Source organism: Myxococcus sp. CA056, from assembly GCF_013336715.1.
GTDB lineage: Bacteria > Myxococcota > Myxococcia > Myxococcales > Myxococcaceae > Myxococcus > Myxococcus llanfairpwllgwyngyllgogerychwyrndrobwllllantysiliogogogochensis.
Window position 1 is genome coordinate 1,147,249 of sequence record NZ_JABUMT010000001.1, and the last position, 23,098, is coordinate 1,170,346.

22 protein-coding genes and 9 tRNA genes are annotated in these 23,098 nt (G+C 68.5%); 11 read left to right on the forward strand and 20 right to left on the reverse strand.

Going from position 1 to position 23,098, the window contains the following annotated elements:
- Positions 1-2: 2 nt before the first annotated feature.
- From HUA76_RS04670 to HUA76_RS04690, 5 genes are read right to left on the reverse strand one after another with little or no spacing between them, the layout of a single operon-like run.
- Positions 3-1,097, reverse strand: coding sequence for a Zn-dependent alcohol dehydrogenase (locus HUA76_RS04670; RefSeq protein WP_174460103.1), 1,095 nt, complete (start codon positions 1,095-1,097; stop codon positions 3-5).
- Between the two features lie 52 nt (positions 1,098-1,149).
- Complete coding sequence (locus HUA76_RS04675) at positions 1,150-2,568, reverse strand: aldehyde dehydrogenase family protein (RefSeq protein WP_174457020.1); 1,419 nt, start codon at positions 2,566-2,568, stop codon at positions 1,150-1,152.
- A 36-nt stretch (positions 2,569-2,604) separates the two neighbouring features.
- On the reverse strand, positions 2,605-3,801 hold the full coding sequence (locus HUA76_RS04680; protein ID WP_174457021.1) for a 3-oxoadipyl-CoA thiolase: 1,197 nt from the start codon (positions 3,799-3,801) through the stop codon (positions 2,605-2,607).
- A gap of 5 nt (positions 3,802-3,806) precedes the next feature.
- Positions 3,807-5,330: a 3-hydroxyacyl-CoA dehydrogenase gene (locus HUA76_RS04685; protein ID WP_174460104.1), complete on the reverse strand. Its 1,524-nt coding sequence runs from the start codon at positions 5,328-5,330 to the stop codon at positions 3,807-3,809.
- A 1-nt stretch (position 5,331) separates the two neighbouring features.
- Positions 5,332-6,102: an enoyl-CoA hydratase gene (locus tag HUA76_RS04690; protein WP_174457023.1), complete on the reverse strand. Its 771-nt coding sequence runs from the start codon at positions 6,100-6,102 to the stop codon at positions 5,332-5,334.
- A 105-nt stretch (positions 6,103-6,207) separates the two neighbouring features.
- Here HUA76_RS04690 and HUA76_RS04695 point away from each other — a divergent pair, with 105 nt between their 5' ends.
- Genes HUA76_RS04695 through HUA76_RS04705 form a run of 3 tightly spaced genes read left to right on the forward strand, consistent with a single transcriptional unit; the run spans position 6,208 to position 9,231 of the window.
- On the forward strand, positions 6,208-7,059 hold the full coding sequence (locus tag HUA76_RS04695; RefSeq protein ID WP_141645109.1) for an IclR family transcriptional regulator: 852 nt from the start codon (positions 6,208-6,210) through the stop codon (positions 7,057-7,059).
- 15 nt (positions 7,060-7,074) lie between these two features.
- Positions 7,075-8,226 (forward strand): acyl-CoA dehydrogenase family protein, encoded by a 1,152-nt coding sequence (locus HUA76_RS04700; protein ID WP_141645108.1) that lies wholly within the window; start codon positions 7,075-7,077, stop codon positions 8,224-8,226.
- Between the two features lie 45 nt (positions 8,227-8,271).
- Complete coding sequence (locus HUA76_RS04705; protein WP_174457024.1) at positions 8,272-9,231, forward strand: alpha/beta fold hydrolase; 960 nt, start codon at positions 8,272-8,274, stop codon at positions 9,229-9,231.
- Between the two features lie 5 nt (positions 9,232-9,236).
- Here the strand turns inward: HUA76_RS04705 and HUA76_RS04710 are convergent, their stop codons facing one another.
- The 5 genes from HUA76_RS04710 to HUA76_RS04730 form a co-directional block, all read right to left on the reverse strand.
- Positions 9,237-10,196 (reverse strand): hypothetical protein, encoded by a 960-nt coding sequence (locus HUA76_RS04710; RefSeq protein WP_174457025.1) that lies wholly within the window; start codon positions 10,194-10,196, stop codon positions 9,237-9,239.
- A gap of 285 nt (positions 10,197-10,481) precedes the next feature.
- Positions 10,482-10,555: transfer RNA gene (locus tag HUA76_RS04715), tRNA-Arg, on the reverse strand.
- Positions 10,556-10,571: 16 nt separating this feature from the next.
- Positions 10,572-10,644, reverse strand: a tRNA-Glu gene (locus HUA76_RS04720).
- A 30-nt stretch (positions 10,645-10,674) separates the two neighbouring features.
- A tRNA-Glu gene (locus HUA76_RS04725) sits at positions 10,675-10,747 on the reverse strand.
- A 108-nt stretch (positions 10,748-10,855) separates the two neighbouring features.
- Positions 10,856-11,020 (reverse strand): hypothetical protein, encoded by a 165-nt coding sequence (locus tag HUA76_RS04730; RefSeq protein WP_174457026.1) that lies wholly within the window; start codon positions 11,018-11,020, stop codon positions 10,856-10,858.
- A 95-nt stretch (positions 11,021-11,115) separates the two neighbouring features.
- Between HUA76_RS04730 and HUA76_RS04735 the strand changes: the two genes are divergently transcribed.
- From HUA76_RS04735 to HUA76_RS04745, 3 genes are all read left to right on the forward strand, one after another.
- Positions 11,116-12,507 (forward strand): hypothetical protein, encoded by a 1,392-nt coding sequence (locus HUA76_RS04735; protein WP_174460105.1) that lies wholly within the window; start codon positions 11,116-11,118, stop codon positions 12,505-12,507.
- Positions 12,508-12,564: 57 nt separating this feature from the next.
- Positions 12,565-13,356, forward strand: a complete 792-nt coding sequence (locus HUA76_RS04740; protein ID WP_174457028.1) for an AraC family transcriptional regulator — start codon at positions 12,565-12,567, stop codon at positions 13,354-13,356.
- 90 nt (positions 13,357-13,446) lie between these two features.
- Positions 13,447-13,836, forward strand: a complete 390-nt coding sequence (locus HUA76_RS04745; RefSeq protein WP_174457029.1) for a VOC family protein — start codon at positions 13,447-13,449, stop codon at positions 13,834-13,836.
- A gap of 6 nt (positions 13,837-13,842) precedes the next feature.
- Here HUA76_RS04745 and HUA76_RS04750 read toward each other — a convergent pair.
- From HUA76_RS04750 to HUA76_RS04780, 7 genes are all read right to left on the reverse strand, one after another.
- A tRNA-Ala gene (locus HUA76_RS04750) sits at positions 13,843-13,913 on the reverse strand.
- Between the two features lie 104 nt (positions 13,914-14,017).
- Positions 14,018-14,092: transfer RNA gene (locus HUA76_RS04755), tRNA-Pro, on the reverse strand.
- A 28-nt stretch (positions 14,093-14,120) separates the two neighbouring features.
- A tRNA-Pro gene (locus HUA76_RS04760) sits at positions 14,121-14,196 on the reverse strand.
- Between the two features lie 9 nt (positions 14,197-14,205).
- A tRNA-Leu gene (locus HUA76_RS04765) sits at positions 14,206-14,280 on the reverse strand.
- Between the two features lie 35 nt (positions 14,281-14,315).
- Positions 14,316-14,387: transfer RNA gene (locus HUA76_RS04770), tRNA-Ala, on the reverse strand.
- A gap of 17 nt (positions 14,388-14,404) precedes the next feature.
- Positions 14,405-14,476 (reverse strand) — tRNA-Gly (locus HUA76_RS04775).
- Positions 14,477-14,580: 104 nt separating this feature from the next.
- Positions 14,581-14,733, reverse strand: a complete 153-nt coding sequence (locus tag HUA76_RS04780) for a hypothetical protein (protein WP_174459644.1) — start codon at positions 14,731-14,733, stop codon at positions 14,581-14,583.
- A 223-nt stretch (positions 14,734-14,956) separates the two neighbouring features.
- On the opposite strand from HUA76_RS04780, the gene HUA76_RS04785 reads away from it, so the two are divergent.
- The 3 genes from HUA76_RS04785 (at position 14,957) to HUA76_RS04795 (ending at position 18,805) form a co-directional block, all read left to right on the forward strand.
- Positions 14,957-16,330: a hypothetical protein gene (locus tag HUA76_RS04785; protein WP_174460106.1), complete on the forward strand. Its 1,374-nt coding sequence runs from the start codon at positions 14,957-14,959 to the stop codon at positions 16,328-16,330.
- A 190-nt stretch (positions 16,331-16,520) separates the two neighbouring features.
- Positions 16,521-17,846 carry a magnesium transporter gene (gene mgtE / locus HUA76_RS04790; protein ID WP_141645100.1) on the forward strand — a complete coding sequence of 442 codons (1,326 nt, stop codon included), beginning with the start codon at positions 16,521-16,523 and terminating at the stop codon, positions 17,844-17,846.
- A gap of 35 nt (positions 17,847-17,881) precedes the next feature.
- Entirely contained in the window at positions 17,882-18,805 is a 924-nt protein-coding gene (locus tag HUA76_RS04795; protein ID WP_174460107.1) for a hypothetical protein, read from the forward strand.
- Positions 18,806-18,826: 21 nt separating this feature from the next.
- On the opposite strand, the gene HUA76_RS04800 is transcribed toward HUA76_RS04795, so the two are convergent.
- Complete coding sequence (locus tag HUA76_RS04800; RefSeq protein ID WP_174457033.1) at positions 18,827-19,735, reverse strand: tetratricopeptide repeat protein; 909 nt, start codon at positions 19,733-19,735, stop codon at positions 18,827-18,829.
- Positions 19,735-19,986, reverse strand: a complete 252-nt coding sequence (locus tag HUA76_RS04805; protein WP_246137398.1) for a hypothetical protein — start codon at positions 19,984-19,986, stop codon at positions 19,735-19,737. The genes HUA76_RS04800 and HUA76_RS04805 overlap by 1 nt, the downstream gene beginning before the upstream one ends.
- Before the next feature lie 175 nt (positions 19,987-20,161).
- On the opposite strand from HUA76_RS04805, the gene HUA76_RS04810 reads away from it, so the two are divergent.
- Positions 20,162-20,605, forward strand: coding sequence for an NADAR family protein (locus tag HUA76_RS04810; RefSeq protein WP_174460108.1), 444 nt, complete (start codon positions 20,162-20,164; stop codon positions 20,603-20,605).
- A 45-nt stretch (positions 20,606-20,650) separates the two neighbouring features.
- Here the strand turns inward: HUA76_RS04810 and HUA76_RS46380 are convergent, their stop codons facing one another.
- The gene (locus HUA76_RS46380) at positions 20,651-21,976 is read right to left on the reverse strand and encodes a rhomboid family intramembrane serine protease (RefSeq protein WP_174460109.1); all 1,326 of its coding nucleotides are present in this window, start codon (positions 21,974-21,976) and stop codon (positions 20,651-20,653) included.
- A gap of 197 nt (positions 21,977-22,173) precedes the next feature.
- Between HUA76_RS46380 and HUA76_RS04820 the strand changes: the two genes are divergently transcribed.
- A complete protein-coding gene (locus HUA76_RS04820) occupies positions 22,174-23,085 on the forward strand; it encodes an alpha/beta fold hydrolase (RefSeq protein WP_174460110.1) in 912 nt (303 codons plus the stop codon).
- Positions 23,086-23,098 lie beyond the last annotated feature (13 nt).

Genomic DNA, 23,098 nt, shown 5'->3' on the forward strand with positions numbered 1-23,098 from the left:
GGTCAGAAGAGGACGACGCCCCGGGCATTCACTCCGCTGCTCATGTCGGTGAAGGCCCGGTCGAGCTGGTCCAGCGTGTACGTCGTCGTCACCAGCTCATCCAGCTTGAGCTTCTTCTGCGTGTAGAGCTCCAGCAGCCGGGGCATGTCGCGGTGGATGTCCGCCGTCCCGAACCAGGAGCCGAGCAGCCGCTTCTCGAACAGGGGCAGCACGAAGACGTTCAGGCTGATCTGCTCCTTCACGCTGCCCACGCCGACGACGACACAGGTGCCAGCCTTGCGCGTGCACTGGTACGCCTGCTCGATGGTCTCCTTGCGACCCACCGCTTCGTACGCGTAGTCCGCGCCCCGTCCCTTCGTCAGCTCGCGAATGGCCACTACCGGGTCCGTCTCTCGCGCGTCGATGACGTCCGTCGCGCCGAAGACCTTGGCGAACTCCAGCTTCCTCGGGTGGACATCCACCGCGATGATGCGCTCCGCGCCGGCAATCACCGCGCCCTGGATGATGTTCAACCCCACGCCGCCCGTGCCGAACACCACCACGGAACCTCCGGGCGGCATCTGCGCCGTGTTGAGCACCGCGCCCACGCCCGTCGTCACCGCGCAGCCAATCAGCGCGGCCTTGTCCAGCGGCGCATCCTCAGGGAGCCGCACCGCCGCCCGAGCGGGAACCACCGCGTACTCCGCCAGCGCACCGAGCGCGGAGAAGACATTCAGCTCCCGCGAGTCCTTGCGCAGCCGCGAGCTGCCGTCCGGCATCCGGTTGCTCGCGTTGATGCGTTCGCCCAGCTCACACAGGTTCGGACGTTGGATGCGACAGAAGTAACACTCCCCACATTGCGCGACCCACGAGAGGACGACCTTGTCGCCCTTCTTCACGTGGGTGACGTCCTCGCCTACTTCCTCGACGATGCCCGCGCCCTCGTGCCCGAGCACACAGGGGAGCTTCATCTTCACGGTGCCGTTCACCACGGACAGGTCCGTGTGACAGACACCACAGGCAACCATGCGAACGAGTAACTCGCGCGCCTTGGGCGGCTCGAAGCTCACGTCGGTGATGGTCAGCACGTCCTTCTCGAAACACACGGCGGCCTTCATGGGGGCTCCTGATTCGGAGGGAGACAACGAGAGGGGGGACGACGGACGAACGTCAGAGCTGCATCGCTTTGAGTTCCTGGAACTCCTCCAGCCCGTACCGGCCCAGCTCACGGCCATGTCCGGACTGTCGGTAGCCACCGAACGGTGCCAACGGATTGAAGCGGCCACCGTTGATGTCCACCTGACCGGTGCGCATCCGCCGAGCCACCCGCTTCGCGCGCTCCACATCCTCCGACCAGACGCCACCGGCGAGGCCGTAGATGGTGCTGTTCGCGATGCGGACCGCGTCGTCCTCGTCGTCGTACGGCATGATGGCGAGCACGGGACCGAAGATTTCCTCCTGCGCGATGCACATCTCCGGGGTGACGTTCGCGAAGACGGTGGGCTTCACGTAGTAGCCCTTCGGGAGTCCCTCTGGCTGCTCGGGACCACCGGCGACGAGCTTCGCGCCCTCGCGGATACCCTGCTGGATGTACTCACGAACCCGCGTGCGCTGCGCATCGGAGATGACGGGACCGAGCTTCGCCTCACCCTTGAACGGGTCCCCCAGCGTGAAGCCGGCGGCCACCTCCGCGGCCAGCTTCACGGCCTCTTCATGCTGCGCGCGCGGAACGAGCAGGCGCGTGTGGGCCGTGCACGTCTGCCCGCTGTTGAGGAAGCAGTTGCCGACGCTCCGCTTCACGGCGGTCTTGAGGTTCGCGTCATCGAGGATGATGGACGCCGACTTGCCGCCCAACTCCAACGACACCCGCTTGACGGTGGCCGACGCCACCTCCGACACGCGGCGCCCCGCGCGCGTCGAGCCCGTGAAGGACACCATGTCCACCTCGGGGTGACGCACGAGCGCCTCGCCCACAACGGGGCCCGTTCCCGAGACGAGGTTAAAGACCCCGGGCGGCACTCCAGCCTCGTGAAGAATCTCCGCGAGCATGAAGGCGTTGAGCGGAGCCACTTCGCTCGGCTTGAGGACGACGGTACAGCCCGCCGCCAGCGCGGGAGCCACCTTCGCGATGGTCTGATGGAGCGGATAGTTCCACGGAGTGATGCAGGCGACGACGCCCACCGGCTCGCGCACCACCAGGGAGTTGCCCACCTGCTCCTCGAAGGAGAGGTCCTGGAGGAGCTGCACATAGGTGCCCGTAACGGCGATGGGCGTGCCCACCTGGATGGGCTTCGACAGCGCGATGGGCATGCCGAGCTCGCCCGTAATCGTCCGGGCCAGCTCATCTTGCCGCGCCGTCAGCCCCGCCTGGAGCCGGCGCAGCAGGGCCGCGCGCTCCTCGACGGGGCGGGTGGACCACGTGTCGAAGGCGGCACGCGCGGCGCGCACCGCCCGGTCCACGTCCTCCACGGTGCCTTCTGGGATTCGCCCCATGACCTCCTCGGTGGAGGCACTGAGCACATCGATGTGTCCCGTCCCCAGGGACGCCACCCACTCACCGTGGATGTAGAGCTTGTCGTAGACCTGCATGCGGTTCTCCCAACGTCAGAGGAATGAGCGGAGCCGTCAGACGCGCTCCAGGACGGCGGCGATGCCCTGCCCCACCCCGATGCACATGCTGACGAGCGCGTAACGACCACCGGAGACCTGGAGCTGGCGCGCGGCCGTCAGCGCCAGACGCGCACCGGACGCCCCCAGCGGATGACCGACAGCGATGGCGCCGCCATTCGGATTCACCCGGCTGTCGTCCTCGCTCAGCTCCAGTAGCTTGAGGCAGCCGAGCACCTGCACGGCGAAGGCCTCGTTGACTTCGATGACGTCCACGTCGGCCAGCGTCAGTCGCGCCCGCTCCAACGCCTTGCGCGCGGCCGGGACAGGACCCAGGCCCATGGTGCGCGGCGGAACCCCGGCGATGGCGGCCGAGACGATGCGCGCCAGGGGCCTGCATCCCGCCTGCTCCCCCACGTTGAGGGAGCCGACGAGCAGGGCCGCCGCACCATCGTTGATGCCGGACGCGTTGCCCGCGGTGACGACCCCGTCCGGCGCGAGCGGCTTCAGTGTGGATAACTTGTCGAGCGTGGTGTCCGCGCGCGGATGCTCGTCCGCCGACACCGTAGTGACGGCGCCCCGTCGGCCCGGAAGTTCCACGGGGACCAGCTCGCCGGAGAAAAAACCGCGCGCCTGAGCGGTGGCGTATTTCTGCTGGGACGCGAGGGCAAAGCGGTCCGTCGCCGCTCGACCAATGCCCAGATCCCGGGCGATGTTGTCCGCCGTCTCTGGCATCGTGTCTCCGCCGAAGCGAGCCACGAGGCGTGCGTTGGGGAACCGCGCGCCCAGCGTCGTGTCGAAGACCTGGGCTTCACGGCTGTAGGGCGACTCCGCCTTGCCCATCGCGAAGGGCGCGCGGCTCATGCTCTCCACGCCTCCCGCGACGAGTAGCTCACCCTGCCCCGTCATCACGGCGCGCGCGGCATCCAGCACCGCGGCGAGACCGCTGCCGCACAGCCGATTCACCGTGACGCCGCCGACCTCGAGAGGCAGTCCCGCGAGCAGCGCCGCATGGCGCGCCACATTGCGGCTGTCCTCGCCCGCTTGATTGGCGCAGCCGATGACGACGTCCTCGACGGCACCGGGCTCGAAGGGGCCTCGAGTGAGCAGCGTCCGGATGACACCCGAGAGCAGGTCATCGGGACGCACCGGGGCCAGGGCTCCGGCATGACGACCGAACGGAGTGCGCAGCCCGTCGTAGATATAGGCGCTCATGAGAGTCACTTCTCCGGAGTAAGGAGGGAGACACCGAGCCGGGCTCGGCGGGACAACCACGGACTGGCGCGGTAACGGGGGTCTCCGGAGGCGGAGTGAATGGCCTCCAGCACCCTCAGCAGTCTGCGAGGCCCGAGCGCGTCACCCCAGGCCAGCGGCCCTCGGGGATAGCCGAGCCCCAGCGTCACGGCGGCATCAATGTCCTCGGGACTCGCGATGCGCTGCTGCGCGATGTCGCAAGCGATGTTGACGAGCGTGGCGAGCACGCGCTGCGCGACGAAGCCCGTGCTGTCATGGATGCGCGACACCGCAGTGCCGTCCGCCGCGAGCAGCGCCAGCGCCGAGTCCAGGAATGGCTGACGCGTCACCGGCGTCGTCATCACCGTGCGGCGACGCTCCGGGCCGAACAAGAGGTCCACGGCCACGGTGCGCTCGGGGTCCACCTCCAGCGCCAACGCGGTGGTGGTCGCATCACGCCCCAGCGGCGCCACCAGACACAGTGACTCCGGCTCGGGTCGCTCACCGTCATCCGGGAACCAGCCCGCCGCGCGCACCAGGGACAGCAGGGCGTCGCGCCAGCCAGGCTCATCGGCGGCGACCCACACGGGCCGACGCTCGCCCGACGGAATCGCGGGCTCCGGTTCGACGTGAGGTTTGCCCCCCTCGTGTGAATAGAAGCCCCGTCCGCTCTTGCGTCCAAGCAGTCCCGCCGTGAGCCGTTGCCGCAGCACATACGAAGGACGGAAGCGCGGCTCCTGGTAGAACTGCTCGTAGACGGACTCCATCACCGGGTGGGAGACGTCGAGCCCCGTCAAATCCAGCAGCTCGAAGGGCCCCATCCGGAACCCCGCCGCCTCGCGCAGCACCCGGTCGATGTCCGCGAAGGAGGCGACGCCCTCCTGGAGGATGCGCAGCGCCTCTGTGCCGAAGCCGCGCCCCGCGTGATTCACGATGAAGCCCGGCGTGTCCGCCGCACGCACGGGCCGGTGGCCCAGACGCAGAGCCAGCGTCACCAGGGCCTCGCCCACCCAGGACTCCGTACGAGCGCCCTCGATGACCTCCACCACCTTCATCAACGGCACGGGGTTGAAGAAGTGGAAGCCACCGACGCGCCCCGGGCGCTCGCATGCCGAGGCGATGGCTGTCACTGACAGCGACGAGGTGTTCGTGGCCAGCAGGCAATCAGGACCGACGATTCCCTCCAGGCGCGTGAAGAGTTCCTGCTTCACACGGAGTTCCTCGACGATGGCCTCCACCACCACGTCACAGCCCGCGAGTGACGACTCCTGGGGAACCGGCTCCAACCGAGCCGTCGCCGCGCGCGCGGCCTCGGGGGACAAGCGTCCCTTCGCCGCCAGCGAGTCCAGCATCGATGCGACGCTCGCGCGGGCTTCGTCGGCTGCCCGGGGACGGGCATCGAACAGGCGCACTGTGATTCCGGCCTGCGCGGCGAGCTGGGCGATGCCGCGACCCATGACCCCGGTGCCGACGAGGCCCAGCGTGAGCGTGGAGGATTGGACGTCGACCATGTCAGCGTCCCTCGAAGGCGGGCTTGCGCTTGTCCAGGAAGGCCCGCATGCCTTCCTTCTGGTCCCTGGTCGCGAAGAGGAGCTGGAACGCCTTGCGCTCCAGCAAGAGCGCCTCCGACAGCGACGCATCCTGCCCCGCGAGGACGACCTCCTTGATTTGCCGCACGGCCAGGGGCGGCATGCGCGCCACCTTCCGCGCGAGCGCCAGCGCCCGCTCCAGCACCTCCGCGTCGGGGACGACCTCCGTGACGAGCCCCATCGCCTCCGCTTCCCGGGCCGTCATCGGCTCGCCGGTGAGCAGCAGCTTCATCGCCTTGAACTTCCCCACCGCCCGCGTCAGGCGTTGAGTGCCACCCGCGCCCGGCATGATGCCGACACGAATCTCGGGCTGGCCAAAGCTGGCGCCCTCGCCCGCGACAATCATGTCCGCGTGCATCGCCAGCTCACAGCCACCCCCGAGCGCAAAGCCATTCACCGCGGCGATGACCGGGCTGGGGCACTCCACCAGGGATTGCCAGAGTCGATGTGTGTCTCGGAGCAACAGCTCCACGGGCGTCGCCTCCGCCAGCGCTCGCAGGTCCGCGCCCGCGGCGAAGAACTCCGGTCCGCCCGTCAGGACGATGCAACGAACGGCCGTGTCCGCTCCCAGCTCCAGGAAGCAGGCAGCCAGCTCCTGACGCAGCTCCAACCCCAATGCATTGCGAACCTCGGGGCGATGGAGTCGCACCAATGCGACGCCTTCCTCTGGCTTCTCAATGAGCACCTGGGCCATGGGCTGGTCTCCCTAATTTCGCTGTGCGAAATTGAGTTTCGCAAACCTTGACCCATTTGTACTGTCTGTTTATCGTGAAGGCAATCCCGCACTTTCAGGACCGCTATGCGACGCTTCGCAGCCCTCTCATCCCCTCCCAATGACGATGGTGCCCCCTACGTGGAGTCGCTGGAGCAGGTGGGCGAAGAGGAAGTGAAGGACCGTCAGTTCGTGACGGCGCTCGCGCGCGGGTTGGAAATCCTGCGCGCCTTCACGCCTCAGCGCCCCATGCTCGGCAACCAGGAGCTCGCGGCGAGCACCGGGCTGCCCAAGCCCACCATCTCCCGGCTCACGCACACGCTGACGCGGCTGGGCTACCTCACGTATTCCCAGCGCCTGGGCAAGTACCAGCTCGGCACCCGCGTGCTGGCGCTGGGCTTCGCGGCGCTGTCCAACATGGGCGTGCGCGACGTGGCGCGGCCCTTGATGCAGGACCTGGCGGACTACGCCAACGTCCCGGTGTCCCTGGGCAGTCGAGACCGTCTGAACGTCGTGTACGTGGAGCACTGTCGCTCCACCGCGGCGGTGACGCTGCGGCTCGACATCGGCTCACGGCTGCCGCTAGGCACCACGGCCATGGGGCGGGCGATTCTCGCGGCGCTGCCGGAGGGCGAGCGTCGCTACTTCATGGGGCACATGGCGAAGCGCGAGCCGGAGAAGTGGCCGCGCATCGAGGCCAGCATCGAGAAGTCGCTCGAGGAGTACCGCACGCACGGCTTCACGCTCTCCGTCGGAGACTGGGACAAGGACGTCAACGCGGTGGGCGTGCCCTTCATCGCGCCGGACGGCAGCGGCTTGCTGGCCTTCAACTGTGGCGGCCCGTCATTCCTGCTCCCACGCCAACGACTGCTCCTGGATATCGGTCCCCGTCTGGTGAATCTCGTCCGCAACGTCGAAGCGGCCCTCCAGCACCGCTGACAAGGAATCCCTGCCATGATTCGCGAGGACGACACACTGGACCCGCTGCTCGCCATGCTGGAGCGCTTCGTGAAGGAGCGCTTGATACCCAACGAGCATCGCGTCGCGGATGAGGACGCCATTCCTCCCGACATCATCATGGAGATGCGCGGACTGGGCCTGTTCGGCCTGTCCACTCCCGTGGAGTACGGCGGCATCGGACTGAACATGAGCCAGGAGGTGCAGGTGGCCTTCGTGCTCGGACAGACGTCGCCCGCCTTCCGCTCGCTCATCGGCACCAACAACGGCATCGGCTCGCAGGGAATCATCCTGGACGGCACGGAGGAGCAGAAGAGCAAGTACCTGCCCCGCCTGGCCTCGGGAGAGATTGTCGGCGCCTTCGCGCTGACGGAGCCGAACGCGGGCTCGGATGCGTCGTCGCTGAGGACCACGGCCCGGCGCGACGGTGACGTCTATGTGCTCAATGGCACCAAGCGCTTCATCACCAACGCGCCGGAGGCCGGGCTGTTCACGGTGATGGCTCGCACCAACCCCGACGAGAAGGGCGCGGGTGGCATCTCCGCGTTCCTCGTCGAAGCAGGCACACCCGGGCTGCACATCGGCCCCGCCGACCGGAAGATGGGACAGAAGGGCACGCACACCGCCGACGTGCTGTTCGAGGACTGTCGCGTCCCGGCGACCCAGTTGCTCGGGGGCGTGGAGGGCCAGGGCTTCAAGACGGCGATGAAGGTGTTGGACAGGGGCCGGCTCCACATCGCGGCCGTGTGTGTCGGTGTCTCCGAGCGCCTCATCCGCGAGAGCCTCCGCTACGCGATGGAGCGCGAGCAGTTCGGCAAGCCCATCGCGGAGTTCCAGCTCATCCAGGCGATGCTGGCCGACAGCCGCATGGAGGCCTACGCCGCCCGGTGCATGGTGCTGGACGCGGCCCTGCGCAGGGACCAGGGACAGAACATCAGCACCGAGGCGTCCTGCTGCAAGCTGTTCGCGAGCGAGATGGTGGGGCGCGTCGCGGACCGCGCGGTGCAGATTTTCGGCGGCGCGGGCTACATCGCGGATTACGGCATCGAGCGCTTCTATCGGGATGTGCGACTCTTCAGACTCTACGAGGGCACCAGTCAGATTCAGCAACTGGTCATCGCGCGCAATATGATGCGCGAGGCGAGCTGAGCCGGCCCCGCGAGGCGCCGGCGCCACCCCGCCTTGGGAGCAAGCATGTACGTGGCATTCGGAGTCCTTGCTGGCATCACCGTCTCCGTGCTCGCCCTGCGGCAGTGGTTGCTGCGCAGGGAGGGCACGCCCAGCCCGAGCGAGCCCTTCGACGGGCACGTCTACCGGGTCGGCAAGGCGGTCATCGCCGAGCGACGCTGCGAGCAGCCCCGCGCCACGGTCATCGGCATGCACGGCTTCGTGGCGGACATGCGCTACTTCACTCGCCACTACGGCGAGGCGGACATCCAGCTCATCCTGGTGACGAGCTGCGACTACCACCTGCCCATCACCACACCTCGCGAGCAGCCCGCTCCCTGGGCGAAGGTCCCAGCGCAGCCCGAGGGCACCATCTCCCACGACGCCGCGGTGCTGGTGCAGGCACTGGAGCACCTGCCGAAGACGGACGTGGTGCGGGTGCATGGCCACTCGCGAGGGGGCGCCGTTGTGCTGGAGGCCGCGAAGCAGCGACCGGACCTGTTCGAGCGCGTGGAGGTGGTGCTGGAGGCCCCCGTGCTCCCGCAAGCACGGCCGTACACGAGCATGACGCGCTCGCAGGTCTGGCTGCTGCCCTTCGTCATTCCCCTGTGGCGCCGCGCGCCCATCTCCCGCCACAACCGGGGCGCCTGGGGACCGCTGGAGGACGCTCGCAAGCGCGAACTCATCATGGCCTTCCCCTTCAACCCGAAGCGGGTGTCGACCATGGTGGCCAACGTGCTGGACATCGGCGCCTGGAGTCGGGAGCGCGACGCTTCGCTGTTCCGGAACATTCGGCGCGGCACGGTGCTCGTCCCGGGCAAGGACCGGGTGCTGGAGTCCTCCTCCATGCTGGAGAGCGCGCAGCGTGCGATGCCGGAGCTCAGCGTGGTGACGCTGGACGGGTGCAGCCACTTCGTCCTGTGGGACCGGCCGGACGCGCTGCCCTCGCTGGCTCGCGCCACGGAGCGTCCCGCCGCGAGTGGGTGAGCTTCCTACTTCCGATGCCACCAGCGCTTGCGCGCGGCGCGGACATCGGACCAGTCCACCAGGCTGTCGTGCACGTTCTCCTGGCCCCGCTGCGCGTCGGGCATGTCGCCCGACTCCACCCGAGCGATGAGCTCCGGCAGCCGCTCGTAGAACGTGGGTGAGCGGTACTGCGGATGCAGCGTCCACAGGCCAGGGCCCGTGCCCAGGAAGTCCAGCCGCCACAGTCCCTTGCGAGCCATGGTCCGGGTGACGAGGTTCTCCGGCTCCCGGTAGGGGGGGTTGCCGGCGCGCAGCGCCCGCAGGGCATGGATGGGGGGCGCCAGTCGCGCGCGCAGCGGGCCCAGGCGCCGCGTCATGGCGTCGCGGTCCACCAGGAAGACCCGGCTGCTGAAGCGACGGAAACGGAACGCCTGGGGCGCGCCATCCGGCTCATACCAGCGGGCGTCCACGCCAATGGTGCCATCCGCCCTCGGAGGACCCGAGAGCGGACTGCAGCTCACCAGTTCCTCACGCGCGGCGAGCTGCTCCGCCGCCTCCGCCACCCACGACCGTGAGCCGCCGCCAATGAGCATGTCCGCGTCCAGGTGCAGGACATGCCGGTGCGCCGCCTGGGCCACGCCGAAGAAATAGGAGTGATAGGGGCCGCCGCGCGAGTCCTTCATCGGCAGGCGTGAGCCCCCGAAGAAGCGCTCGGAGAGGGCCTGGGTGGTGGCGGGCGAGTAGTCCACTTCCACCACTCGCACCCGAGGGTCCGCGGCGCGCAGCTCCGTGAGCAACGCCTCCATCTTCGGCTTCCGCTCCAACCACGCTTCCGCGAAGCGACTGCCCTGGCTGCGATGCAGGTCCAGCACCAGCAGGATTTCCCGCACGGAGGGACCGAGCTGACGGAGCTGGTGCGGCAGGATGAGTCGCGCGTGCGGGTGGTCCGTGGGCGCCAGGTTGATTTGCAGCGTGACGGCGCTCATGGCGCGCCCGTTCCGGCGTGGAGACCCGAGGCAACACGGACGGGCCTCGCCCACCACGGCCCCTGGTGGGCCGCGAGGCAAAGGCAGACATCTACGAGGTTTGAAGTGGGCTCATCCATGGCGGGCGGGTCACTCCTTGCCACAACCGGATGAATGACTCAACGCGCGGGCGCATTTCCTCGCGCCTTGCTTGCATCGAGAGTGCACGCCCCGGGAGTCGAACCCGGCGAAGGCGGTACGTCAGACCGCGGCCGTCACCCGCTGGCTCGGCGTGCATGTTGCGTATGGTCCTGGCAGGAATCGAACCTGCGACCTCTCGGTTCGCAACCGAGTGCTCTCATCCGCTGAGCTACAAGACCTGAAGAACCGCGTGAGTACCCCGTACGGGAGTCGAACCCGTCTTTCCGCAGTGAAAGTGCGGCGTCCTTCGCCAATAGACGAACGAGGCAACTGGCTGCTGCGAGACAGCTTGGGGAAGTACCTCGTACGGGAGTCGAACCCGTCTTTCCGCAGTGAGAGTGCGGTGTCCTTCGCCGATAGACGAACGAGGCAAGTGGGTACTGCGAGTGAGGGGACCCGGGGAAAAGGAAGAGGCCGGGTCCCCTCTGGGAGCCCGGCCTCGGAGAGCCATGCCGCGTCGGTCGACGTGGCGTGGAAGCTCAGAGTCCGGGTGGAGCTCCACGGAAGGACGCGATGCCTTCCAGGAACTCATCCTCTTCAGAAGCGGTGTCCTGCTCGGTGTTCGCGAACAGCACGGCGATGCCGCGGACAGTGTCGTTCTTGCGCTTGAGATTCATCGGGCTCATCGGATTCACCGTCGGCATGGTCACCGCTCCTTTCGCCTTGGACTGACGCATCTAGAATTGGCTCCTGACAAACCGTGTATTCACGTGAGCAACCCTGATTTAACGTCTCAAGCATGAGTTCATATCGACTCCCCGTTCGGGCGCTCGTTGTCACATGGAACGCCGTCGACGGCATCGGCACCCTGCGCACGGAGGATGGTGGCGAGGTCCGCTTCGGCGCCTCGGCGTGCACCGACTTCGAGCCTGAGACAGGGCTCGACGTATGGCTCGTGGAGACCAAACCCGACCCGCTGGGCCGTGGCGAGCGTGCCAAGGTGGTGAATCGCTCCGGACGAGTGGAGCAGGACAAGCTCTCCCAGTTCGAGCAGGAGGCCGCCGAGGAGGAGGCCCGCTTCGAGCGGGAAGCAGCGCTGCTCGACACCGTGGGGCTCTCCGAGGAGCCGGAGTCCACCGACTACGAGGCGCTGACAGCCAAGGAGCGCTCGCGCCTGGCCCGAGGGCTGATGGAGCTGAAGCGAACCTCCCATCTGGCCGAGGAGCCCTTCACCCACCTGGTCGAGCTGGAGCCCGCCCTCTTCCACCCATACCTCGACGAGCTTTCCCGCGAAGAGGAGCCGGAGTGCCTGGCCTGGGTGGACGCACCGCTGCACCGCGCCCTCGCGCTCACCCAGGAGCTGCGCACGGACTGGACGCCGAATCGTGGCGGGCCTCCCGTGGGCTCGGTGATGAGCCACCAGGACGCGGGGCGACAGGAGCGAGCCCCGGGAGACCCGGTGGCCGCCGCCGCGCTCGCGCTCGGGCGCAGCGGACACCCCGAGGCCCTGCGCGCCCTGGAGCAGTGGATGGCCGGGCTCGGGGAAGAGGAGCAACGCGAGGCGCTCCACCTGCTGTTCCTGGCGGATGTCGGAAGACGCCCCTCTGGAGAGCTGGTGTATCTGTACTCACGGATATGTCTCGAAGGTGTCGCGAGCGAGGCGTCCGAGGACGGCCCCGCGCCCGTGGCGAAGGGCCTGCTGTGGTTCCCCACCGTAGGTGCCGCCTGTCTGACCTGCGGTTCCGGACTGGTGGACGCGCTCCGGCTCGATGAAGACACCACGGGCCACCCCTGGCCCACGCGCCTGCCCACCTGCCTCGCCTGCATCTTCCAGGGCGGCGTGGTGCACGTGGAGGTGTCACGGGATGGAACCCTGGGACGGGCCGTCTCCCAGGTCTCTGAATCCCCGCATTCGCACAAGATCCGCCCCCCACCCACGGGCACGGTGGAGCTCATCCCCGGGCGCATCCGACGAAGCGTTCCACGGAGCGAGCGGGAACAGCACCACCGTCTCGGAGGAGCCCTCTCCTGGATTCAGTCACCGGATGTCTTCGACTGCCCCAACTGTGGCGAGCCCATGCGCGCCGCCGGGCAGGTCCGGGACGAGGACGCATGCTTCTCCGACATCGGCATGCTGTACGCGGTGGCCTGCGGGCCCTGCGGCATCGTCACCACGTTCTCCCAGTCGTGAAGGCCCGCGCGCGGCCCGACCTCCAGCGCTATCCTCCCTTCATGTGGAGGGTGTGGGATGCACGAGGGTGAGGCGTTGGGCGGCTACACGGAGGTGTCGCCCTCGGGAGTCCTGGCGGACCGGGTGGACGCCTTCTGGCGCTTCGTGGCCCCGACGTCCCAGGGAGCAAGCGAACCTCCCCGCGTCCACCGGGTGCTCCCCGACGGCTGCACGGACCTCATCGTCCACTTCCGCGACGCCAGCGCCGTCGGCCGAGGTGCCGAGCCCCGTCTGACGGTGGTCGGCCCCATGGAGCGCTTCGCCCTCGTCGACCTCGAGCCGGGCTCAGTGAACCTCGGCATCCGACTCAGGCCCGGCTGGGCGCTCGCGTTGCTCGGAGTGAGCCCTCGCGAGCTGCGGAACCTGAACGTCCCCGTGGAGGAATGCGCGCCGGTGTTTCGGGCCCTCCAGCAGCGACTGTCGTCCTGTCGCTCGCTGAAGCACGCCATGTCTCTGCTTCAAGAAGAGCTCTCGATTCGCAACGCCTCCCCTCGATACATGCCGAGGGCTCGCACCACCCATGCCCTGCAGTGCATCCAGTCGTCCGCCGGGCAGGTGCGCATGTCCTCACTCGCCCGCACCCTGGGCATCAGCGAGCGGACACTGCATCGGGATATCCTGGAGGAGGCAGGGGTGGCCCCCAAGCTGCTCGCCCGGGTGCTCCGCTTCCAGCGGGCCCTCGCGCGCCTGCGCACGGGGCAACAGGACCTGAGCACCCTCGCGCTCGACTGCGGCTACGCGGACCAGTCCCACTTCACCCGTGAGGTTCGCGAGCTGGCGGGAGTGTCCCCCACCGGGCTCCTGGAATGAGGCCTGTCCGAATTCTTCAAGACGCTCCAGTGGGGGCATGAGAGACCCGCGACTCCTGGCGGTACCTCACCTTCTCCTCGGAGCGTTCCCATGCAGCTCGGCTATGTCATCCTCTACGTCCCGGATGTGCCCGCCACCATCGCCTTCTACGAGACGGCGTTCGGCCTGAAGCGGCGCTTCATCCACGAGAGCAACTCGTACGGAGAGCTGGAGACGGGCACCACGGCCCTGGCCTTCGCGTCGGAGGAGATGGCGGCCCACAATGGCCTCACCGTGCGCTTCCACCGGCCGAAGGAGACCGCCGCCGCGGTCGAGGTGGCGCTCGTCACTCCGGACGTCGCGGCCGCCTTCCAGCGCTCGGTGCAGTCGGGTGCGAGCCCCGTCCATCCACCCAAGCAGAAGCCCTGGGGACAGACGGTGGCCTACGTGAAAGACCTCAACGGCGTGCTGGTGGAAATCTGCTCCCCCATGTCCGCCTGAGGTGAATGGAATCGCCGGGAATCGAACCCGGACCGCCCGGACGCCAGCCGAGTGCTCTCCCGTTAAGCCACGATCCCTGAAGGGGTGCTGCCAGCGCTCCGACAGGGAATCGAACCCTGTTCACACGGTAGACGGCCGTGCTGCGATCCAATCGCATCCCGGAGCTGATACGAACGACACATCTGGATGACAGGATTTGAACCTGCGGCCTCACGGATCCGAACCGTGCGCTCTGGCCAGACTGAGCTACATCCAGGAAACTCACAGCCACTGCGTGCAACGAGTCGGGACGACTGGATTCGAACCAGCGACCTCACGCACCCCAAGCGTGCGCTCTATTCCAAGCTGAGCTACGTCCCGAAACCACCATGCCGCGAGCGGGAGTCGAACCCGCAACCTCTGCATTCTGAGAGCAGCGCCTCTACCAGGTTGGGCTACCGCGGCGTTTGAAACAGACACGAACAACAACTGTGATTGAGTGGAGCCGCCGGGATTCGAACCCGGGACCGCTCGGATGCGAACCGAGTGCTCTCCCGCTGAGCTACGTCCCCATGAATGTCTTTGAGTAAGCAGCCTGCGGGATTTGAACCCGCGTCGTCCTGAGTGGCGCTCAGGTGCCTCGCCTCTCGGCCAAGGCTGCGTGTGCTGGTACTGGTGCGTGCCCGGAAAAAGAGAAGGGCCGGGTCCCCTTTCGGGAGCCCGGCCCTGCCTGCCGTGCCACGTTCGAGAACGGGCGCGGAAGAGTCAGGTTCCGGCCGGACGACCGCCGGCGGTATCTCCCAGCAGGGCTGGAGCAAGAGCGGTGGCAAGACCGGCGGGCGCGAGCGCATCGATGCCGCTGACAGTGTCGTTCAGAATCTCGGGGTTCATCGGGCTCGTCAGGTTCGCCGTCGTCATGGTCACCGCTCCTTTCATCGAGAAATGACGCGCGGATATTTCATCCCTGACATGCGAGTGTTTTCAGACAGGGATTGCCCCGCACACACCAGCATCCGCGAGGCGACACCCTTGTCGCACCGGGGCTGACCGGGCTTCCGGTTCGGGGTATGAGTCAGGACGAAGCCCGCGCCGCTTCCCCCTGGCCGGAGGGGACGCCGACGTCGGGGTGAGACCCCCTCGGATGAAGACCACCCTCCCCCTCGCCCTGGCCGCCCTGCTCGCCCTCCCTGGCTGTGCGCAGAACGATGAACCGGCCCTCTGCAACTTGTCGCTCCCAGGGGAAGCGCCAGGCATCGACCCACTGCTCGTCCCGGTGGGCGCTCCCGCGGCGATGCGCGTGGACATCGCCACCCGGACGCTCCAGTGCGAAAGCGGCAAGACGGCCCAGGCTCCCGACACCGCCACCGCGGAGGTCTTCGACCCGGAGAACCAACTCATCCCCTCCGAGGTCTCCCTGCAGGCGTCAGGCACGGTGGCCACGCTGAGCTTCACGCCCACCGTCGTGGGTCGGCACCACGTCATCCTCGCCTTCACCCCGGTGGGTGGCATCCGGCAGCTCGGCGTCTATGCGGCGAGCCACTGGGCGGGGGCTCCCTCCCCCGTCACCCTGCCCCTGCCCCGGTGTGGCCAGCTCGAGCGCACCGCGCACGGCCTGTGGCTGTGTGACGGGGTCGCCTTGCGCAGCCCCTCCGACCGGCCCCTGCGGCTGGGCACCGGCGCCACGCCTCCCGATGTGGCCGTGTCGGGCAACGTCGTCTGGGTGGTGGGAGATGGGCGGGTGCGCCGGTACGTGGATACGGGCTCCGAATTGGAGCTGACGGGCTCGCTGCTGCTGAGCACGACGACGGGCGTGAAGGTCATCCAGTCGCGACTGGCCTCGGAGAACGAGCTGGTGGTCCTGGACGCCGAGCTCCTGCACCGCTTCGTCTTCACCGACACCGGGGTGCTTGAGTCCCCCACTCCCGCCTTCTGGGCGACAGGGCAGCCTCGGATACCCTTTGGCCTGGACAGCGCGGTGGGGCTGCTGGTGCGCGCGGCGGAGGACCAGGTGTTGGTGGTGAGTCAGCCCGGGCCGATCGACAACAGCACGGCCTGCACCTTCAAGGTCGGAGCGGACGGGGCCTTCCTGCCCGAAGGCCTGCTGTGCGCTCTCGTACGCGGCAGACCCGTGGGGATGGAGGACGGCATCCTGTGGACCCAGGTCGGCGTCAACATCCCCACGTTGAACGCCGGACGCATGCTGCATCGCTGGGGCATCTCCGAGGGGCGGCTCGAGGAACGCAACGCGCTCATCCTGGATGCCTCCATCGCCGTGGCCGACGCGCCCCTCCGAGGGGGCTTCACCGTCCCCGCCCTGTACGCCGTCCCCCGGAAGAACACCGCGTTGACACGGCCGAGGGTCCTCCCTGACAGGTCCGCGCTGGGGCTGGAGCTGATGCCCACCAACATGCCGCTCGCCGAGGGCGCTCGCGCCACCTCACCCCGCTTTCATTGGGGCGGAGACTCGCGCCCCACTGTCGGCTTCACCACGGTCTACGAGCAGGCCCTGCCCTGAATCCACCGGTCCGAGCCCCGGAAGCGACTGGCTGGGGCTCCCACGAACGGTCCACGGCCCCAGGCTGGTGACAGGTTCGGAAAAAGCGAGGGGAGATGGTTGCCTGCCTCTCGCAGTGCCCTCCGTGCGGGTGTAGAGAGGCCGGCGCGTCGCGACTGGCCGCGCGCTCCCACCCTCGGAGGCGAGCCCCATGATGGACAGCCCTCTCAGCGCCTCGCTCTCCATGGAGGAGCTCCATGAAGCGTGGCCGGTGCTCTCCATCGACGAGCGCCTGGAGGGCTTCCGCCTCTTGCCGACCGCGGTGGCGGACGACTTCTTCCTCGCCCTGTCCGCGCGCGAGCAGGCTGAACTCATCCTCCACCTCCCGACATCGGAGCGGCGCACGTGGGTGCGGCTGCTGCCCCCCGACGACCTGGCGGACCTGGTGCAGGCGGTGGAGCCCGAGGAGGCCGACGCCATCCTCGCGCAGCTCGACGACGCGAGCCGGCGCGAGGTCAACGTGCTGCTGGCCTACGCGGAGGACGACGCCGGCGGTCTGATGAACCCGCGCTTCGCCCGCGTGCGGCCGGACATGACCATCGACGAGGCCATCGGCTATCTGCGCAAGCAAGCGCGGGAGAAGGTGGAGACCGTCTACTACGCCTATGCGCTGGACGCGGAGCAGCGGCTGCAGGGCGTGCTCTCGTTGCGCCAGCTCTTCCAGGCCGCCAGCGACAAGAAGGTCGCGGACGTCATGCACCACGACGTCATCACGGTGTCGGAGAACACGGACCAGGAAGTGGTGAGCCAGCTCTTCGCCGAGCACGGCTTCATGGCCCTGCCCGTGCTCGACGAGCAGAACCGGATGAAGGGCATCGTCACGGTGGACGACATCGTCGACGTCGTCCAGGAAGAGGCCACCGAGGACATCCAGAAGGTCGGCGGCATGGAGGCCCTGGAGGCCCCCTACTTCGAGGTGGGCTTCTTCGGCATGCTGAAGAAGCGCATCGGCTGGCTGCTCGTCCTCTTCCTCGGACAGATGCTCACCGCCACGGCCATGAGCAGCTTCGAGGGCGCGATTGAGCGCGCGGTGGTGCTCAGCCTCTTCGTGCCGCTCATCATCTCCTCCGGCGGCAACTCCGGCAGCCAGGCCTCTACGCTCATCATCCGCGCGCTGGCGCTCGGCGAGATGAGGCTGAAGGACTGGTGGCGCGTGGCCCGGCGCGAGGTGCTCTCCGGGCTGGTGCTGGGCTTCGTGCTGGGCGCGGTGGGCCTGGGCCGCATCGTGTTGTGGCAGGAGGTGTCCGGCGCCTATGGCGAGCACGCCTTCCTGCTGGGCTGCGCGGTGGCGCTCTCCGTGCTGGGCGTGGTGACGTTCGGAACGCTCGCGGGCTCCATGCTGCCCCTGGTGCTGCGCCGCTTCGGGTTCGACCCCGCGAGCGCCTCCGCGCCCTTCGTCGCCACGCTGGTGGACGTCAGCGGCGTGGTCATCTACTTCACCGTCGCCAGCCTCCTGCTGCGCGGCACGCTGCTCTAGAGGCGCGAGCCACATCCCTCGCGGGAGGTCCGGCCATGATTCGCACCACCCTTCGGCGCACCCTCACCCTGGAGGCCCCTGAGTCTCCGGGCCGCATCGCCCATGTCTCCGCCGCCAGTGGACTGGTGCGCGTGGGGGAGTGGCTCTACGTCGTCGCGGACGACTCGCTGCACCTGGCGACGTTCCCCGCGCGCGGAGACGCCCCGGGACGACTCGCGCGACTCTTCGCGGGCGAGCTGCCGGAGGAAACCCAGGCACGCAAGGCGGCCAAGCCCGACCTGGAGGTGCTCTGCGCGCTGGGGCCCTTCGCCGGGGCACCTCATGGGGCCCTGCTCGCGTTGCCGTCGGGCTCCTCCTCCGTGCGCATGCGCGGCGCCGTGCTGCCGTTGAGCGCGGAGGGAGCGCTCGCGGGCGAGGCGCGCACGGTGGACTGCTCGGCGCTGTACCAGCAGATTGGCCGGGAGCTGGGCTCGCTCAACATCGAGGGCGCGGCGATGGTGGGCAGCCGCCTGCGGCTGTTGCAGCGGGGCAATGGGGACGCGGGCGTGGACGCGCTCGTGGACCTGGACCGCGAGCGCGCGCTGCGCGGAATCGAAGTGGGCGCGCTGGGTCCGGAGGTGCTGCGCACGATTCGGCGCTGGGACCTGGGCCACGCCGGCGGGGTGCGGCTGTCCTTCACCGATGCGTCACCGCTGCCGGATGGGCGGCTCGTCTTCACCGCGACGGCCGAGGACACCCGGAATGCCTACGCGGATGGCCCGGTGGCGGGCTCCGCGGTGGGGCTGCTGGCGCCGGATGGGACGCCGCTGTTCCTGGACTCGGTGGACGCGAAGGTGAAGCTGGAGGGCGTGGACGCGCGGGTGGAAGGTGGCCGCGTGCACCTGCTGCTGGTGGCGGACGCGGATGACCCGACGGTGGCGGCGCCCCTGCTGGAGGCGGTGCTGGACGTACCGGCGTAGGCGCCCTGGATGGGCCCCTCGTCAGTCGTGCTCGTGCGCCGCCTCTTCGGGCCTGCCGCCCACGGCTTCGAGCGAGGAGCGCGCGGGACGGGCCCGGTCGAAGGCCACCTCACGCTCGCCCACACCCTCCGCCGTGGTGTTGGCGATGCGCTTGCGCGCACGGGCGATGTAGTCCTGCACGAGCGTCGGGTCCGGGTGCGTCTTCAGCGTCTCCACCCAGGTCTCGATGGCCTTCTCGTGCTCGCCCGCATCCGAGCGCAGCTTGCCCATCTCGAAGAGGGCGTGCGGGGACAGCTCCGAGTCCGGGAAGCGCGTGCGCAGGTCCGCGAAGGCGCGCGAGGCCTCCTGACGTCGGCCCTCCATCATCGCGATGGCCTGCGCCTGGAGGAACAGGGTGTCGTCCACGAAGACGCTGGTGGCGAAGCGCTCGACGAGGCGGCGCGTCTCCAGCTCACACTGCTGATAGTCGCCCAGCTCGAAGTAGAGCTTGCCCACCTGGTAGTGCAGCTCCGCGCCTTGCGGAGGATTGCGCTGGAGCGCGGCGGTGAGCTGGTCGATGGCGCCGCGCAGGTCGCGGTAGTGCACCCGCAGCAGCTCCGCGAGGATGATGCGGGCCTCGAGTGCCTCGGGGGACTCGGGGCACTGTTGGATGAGCTCGCGGTAGACGCCCACGGCTTCCTTCACCTTGCGCTGCTCCAGCCAGTAGACGTCGGCGGCGCCCTTCAGCGAGCGGGCGCGCAACACGAGCGCCTCCGGCGAGCTGTCGTGGCGCAGCATGTCGAACGCCTTGCGGTATTCGACGAGGGCCTCGTCGGGACGCTTCTCGAAGATGGCGTCGCGGGCTCTCTGGAGGTGGTCGACAGGCTTGTCGCGACGACACCCGGCGCCCGCCAGGGCCAACGCGACGAGGGCGAACCGGAGCGCCCGCACTAGCACTTCTCCGGAGTGACGGTGACGCACCGCGAATCCTCGCAGCTTACACACTCGGCGATGGGCGAGACGTCGGTGACGCACACGTCGACGCGGGAGGTGCGAGGGCAGTCCTCGGACGTGACACAGCGGAAGACGCTCCCGTCTTCACGGGTGACGTCCTGGGCCGTGGAACCGCAGACTTCCAGGTCGTTGCATCCCAGCAACCCCGCTCCGATGGCGGCGAGGACTGCGTGCGTGGCGCGTCTCACGGCGGCGGTTCTACCTGGATTCGCCCACGCCGTCACGGAACGGTGTGTCTGCTCGTCTGCCTACCGGGAGACCCCTTGCACCCTCACCACAGACGGTGAAGCCTGAAAAGCAAGCGTGTCACGAAGTACCCGGCACAATGCCGGTAGGATTTGGCTCACACCCAGGTGAATCAACATGACCGACGCCATCCACTTCTACAGCGTCACCGACGACCACGGCTGGTGCTCGAACTTCGCGCCCTACCCCATCAAGCTGGGTGGCAAGACGTGGCCCACCAGCGAGCACTCCTTCCAGGCCCGGAAGTTCGAAGACCCCACGGACGAGGAAGCCGTCCGACAGGCCCGGACTCCGATGCTCGCGGCCCGCCTGGGCAGGGACCGCAAGCGCAAGCTCCGACGGGACTGGGAGTCCATCAAGGTCTCCGTCATGCGCGAGGCCGTGCGCGCCAAGTTCACCCAACACGAGGACCTTGCCCGGCTCCTGCTGGAGACCGGCGACGCGAAGCTCGTCGAGCACACCGACCAGGATGACTACTGGGGCGACGGCGGAGATGGCCGCGGCAAGAACATGCTGGGCCGCATCCTCATGGAGATTCGAGAAGAGCTGCGCGCACGGTAGGGCACCCCGAGTTCCTCTCCTCCCTGGGCCCGTCACTCGCCTGAATCAAGGCCAGTGCATCGATGCCAGGTCCTCGCGAAAGCCCGCCGCGAAGACAAGACTCACCACCACCGCGCCCAGTGCCAACAAGGACACCGCGCCCGCCCACCGCGTCCCGGGTGGCGTCGCGTCCTCACGCCGCCACACCCGCGCGAGCCCCAGCCCCACCACGCCTCCCGCGAGGGCGCCTCCCACATGCGCCGCGAAGTCGACCTGATTCCCCGTGCGCGACACGGCGATGGGAATCAGTGAAGGCACCAGCAGCCGCAGCACCATCATCTGAACCTCCACACGGCCCGGTCCCACGGGCAGACGTCGGCTCACCGCCAACACCGCCGCCAGGAGCCCCATCAGTGCCCCCGACGCGCCCACCGACACCACCGCATCCCCATTGAGAGCCATCGACAACGCCCCGCCGCCCAGCGCGCTCACGACGAGCAACACCCCCAGCCACGCTCGGCCCACCATGCTCTCCAGCACCATCGCCCCAAACCAGAGGCAGAAGCCGTTGAGCAGCAGGTGGATGAGGTCTCCATGCAGCAGCGGCGCCAGGAACAGGCGCCACCACTGGCCATGCTCCAGCACCAGCCCCGAGACCAATCCTCCCAATCCCACCAGTGTCTGGAGCCCCGGCGCGAGCAGCCCCGTGCCCGGTGAGCCCACGGCGAAGAGGTGCTCCGCCGCGAAGCCAAGCGCCAGCGCCACCAACAACGCCACCGTCAGCACCGGCTTGCGCTCGATGGCCTCCGCGACCTCGACCTCCTGCCCCTCCACCACGCGAGGCTCCCGGAGCAACCCTCTCACGTAGCCACGCGACACCATCGCGCGCCGCCACGTGTTCGCCCACACCTCGCCAGAAGACACGTCCACGTGCATCGCATGCAGGTGGACCTTGTTGAACATGCCGAGCCGGTGACGCTCCAACCGCTCCTGGTCCTCCCGCGTCGCGGGCCCGCTCCCCACTTCGATGAGCTGAAGGCCCACGGGCAGCTTCGTCCCACTCACCGTGCCCGAGTAGTGCAGACACGCCTTGCCCACGCGCTCCAGCGCCGAGGTCTCCAACGTGAAGCGCCGCGAGGGTTCACGCTCCCGGTCCACGATGCAGACGATGACGCATGAGTACCCGTCCGAATACGTGAGCACCGCGTCCGACGCATCGACCAACTCCGCCGCCTCTGTATGCGTGCCGGGCTGAAAGCCCTTGTCGGCCATCAACCGCCGCGCCAGGTACTCCGCGAACGGCGGTCCGGAAGTCACCGCGGCGGGCGGCGCGGGCACCTGCCCTGTCAACGCTTCCTCGGAGGCGGACTGCGTGGAAGGTGGCGGCGACACAGCGGTTCCTTTCCCAAAGCCCTGACCGATGAGCCTGCACGAGAAGCCCGTCTCCACGCCAGCCGCCCGGCCCCTCCACCACTCATCCCGCACCAGAACCGCTCATGGAGTATCCGGGGCTCCTGGCTGCCCGGCGCGTACCTTCTTCCTCGCCCGGCACCGCCATCCCGGCGGCGTCCAGTTCGTGGGAGTCCTCCATGTCTCGTGCCCTCCTCCTGGCGGCGTTCGTCGCCGTGCCCCTCATCTTCGGCTGCGCCACCACCTCCGGCGCCAGCAGCGCCGCCACTCCCACTGCGCCCTTCGCGGTGAAGCGCTCCGGACAGGGCCAGCCCGTGCTGTTCATCCCCGGTCTCGCGTCGTCGGGCGAGGTGTGGGAGGAGACGGTCGCCAGGCTCCAGACTCAGTACGACTGCCACGTCTTCACCCTCGCCGGCTTCGCGGGCCAGCCGTCGGTCCCCGCGCCCTTCCTGCCCACCATGCGGCGCGCGCTCGCCGAGTACATTCGCGCGCAGGGACTGAAGAAGCCCATCATCGTCGGACACAGCCTGGGCGGTGCGCTGGCGCTCGGCCTCGCCGCCGACGCACCGGACCTGGTGGGCGGCGTCTTCATCGTGGACAGCGTGCCCTTCCTGCCCGCATTGATGTACCCGGGCGCCACCGTGGAGACCTCGAAGCCGTTCGCCGAGCAGTTCCGCACCCAGATGCGCATGCAGACCGTGGAGCAGCGCAGCCAGGGCTCGCGTCACGCGCTGCAGGTCTACATCTCCGATGAGGCACGACGAGAGGTCGCCGCGCGCTGGGGCGCGGACTCGGACCCGGAGACGGTGACGCAGGCGATGTACGAGATGAGCATCACCGACCTGCGTCCGGAGCTGTCGCGCATCACCGCGCCCACCTTCGTGCTCGGCTCGTGGGTGGCCTTCCAGGGTCGTGTCCCGCGCGAGGCCGTGGAGGCCAACTATCGCGGCCAGTACCAGACCCTCACCACCGCGCGTGTCGTCATGCACGACACGGCCCGGCACTTCATCATGTGGGACGACCCCCAGGGCTTCCTCGCCACGCTGGAGGGCTTCCTGAAGACCACCGCTCCCGTGGAGTCACGGCGCTGAGCGTGGTGAACTC

Bases quoted from the DNA above. Each gene is read 5' to 3' on its own strand.
- HUA76_RS04670 (WP_174460103.1), bottom strand. From the start codon at position 1,097: ATGAAGGCCGCCGTGTGTTTCGAGAAGGACGTGCTGACCATCACCGAC.
- HUA76_RS04675 (WP_174457020.1), bottom strand. From the start codon at position 2,568: ATGCAGGTCTACGACAAGCTCTACATCCACGGTGAGTGGGTGGCGTCC.
- HUA76_RS04680 (WP_174457021.1), bottom strand. From the start codon at position 3,801: ATGAGCGCCTATATCTACGACGGGCTGCGCACTCCGTTCGGTCGTCAT.
- HUA76_RS04685 (WP_174460104.1), bottom strand. From the start codon at position 5,330: ATGGTCGACGTCCAATCCTCCACGCTCACGCTGGGCCTCGTCGGCACC.
- HUA76_RS04690 (WP_174457023.1), bottom strand. From the start codon at position 6,102: ATGGCCCAGGTGCTCATTGAGAAGCCAGAGGAAGGCGTCGCATTGGTG.
- HUA76_RS04695 (WP_141645109.1), top strand. From the start codon at position 6,208: ATGCGACGCTTCGCAGCCCTCTCATCCCCTCCCAATGACGATGGTGCC.
- HUA76_RS04700 (WP_141645108.1), top strand. From the start codon at position 7,075: ATGATTCGCGAGGACGACACACTGGACCCGCTGCTCGCCATGCTGGAG.
- HUA76_RS04705 (WP_174457024.1), top strand. From the start codon at position 8,272: ATGTACGTGGCATTCGGAGTCCTTGCTGGCATCACCGTCTCCGTGCTC.
- HUA76_RS04710 (WP_174457025.1), bottom strand. From the start codon at position 10,196: ATGAGCGCCGTCACGCTGCAAATCAACCTGGCGCCCACGGACCACCCG.
- HUA76_RS04730 (WP_174457026.1), bottom strand. From the start codon at position 11,020: ATGCCGACGGTGAATCCGATGAGCCCGATGAATCTCAAGCGCAAGAAC.
- HUA76_RS04735 (WP_174460105.1), top strand. From the start codon at position 11,116: ATGAGTTCATATCGACTCCCCGTTCGGGCGCTCGTTGTCACATGGAAC.
- HUA76_RS04740 (WP_174457028.1), top strand. From the start codon at position 12,565: ATGCACGAGGGTGAGGCGTTGGGCGGCTACACGGAGGTGTCGCCCTCG.
- HUA76_RS04745 (WP_174457029.1), top strand. From the start codon at position 13,447: ATGCAGCTCGGCTATGTCATCCTCTACGTCCCGGATGTGCCCGCCACC.
- HUA76_RS04780 (WP_174459644.1), bottom strand. From the start codon at position 14,733: ATGACGACGGCGAACCTGACGAGCCCGATGAACCCCGAGATTCTGAAC.
- HUA76_RS04785 (WP_174460106.1), top strand. From the start codon at position 14,957: ATGAAGACCACCCTCCCCCTCGCCCTGGCCGCCCTGCTCGCCCTCCCT.
- mgtE (WP_141645100.1), top strand. From the start codon at position 16,521: ATGATGGACAGCCCTCTCAGCGCCTCGCTCTCCATGGAGGAGCTCCAT.
- HUA76_RS04795 (WP_174460107.1), top strand. From the start codon at position 17,882: ATGATTCGCACCACCCTTCGGCGCACCCTCACCCTGGAGGCCCCTGAG.
- HUA76_RS04810 (WP_174460108.1), top strand. From the start codon at position 20,162: ATGACCGACGCCATCCACTTCTACAGCGTCACCGACGACCACGGCTGG.
- HUA76_RS04820 (WP_174460110.1), top strand. From the start codon at position 22,174: ATGTCTCGTGCCCTCCTCCTGGCGGCGTTCGTCGCCGTGCCCCTCATC.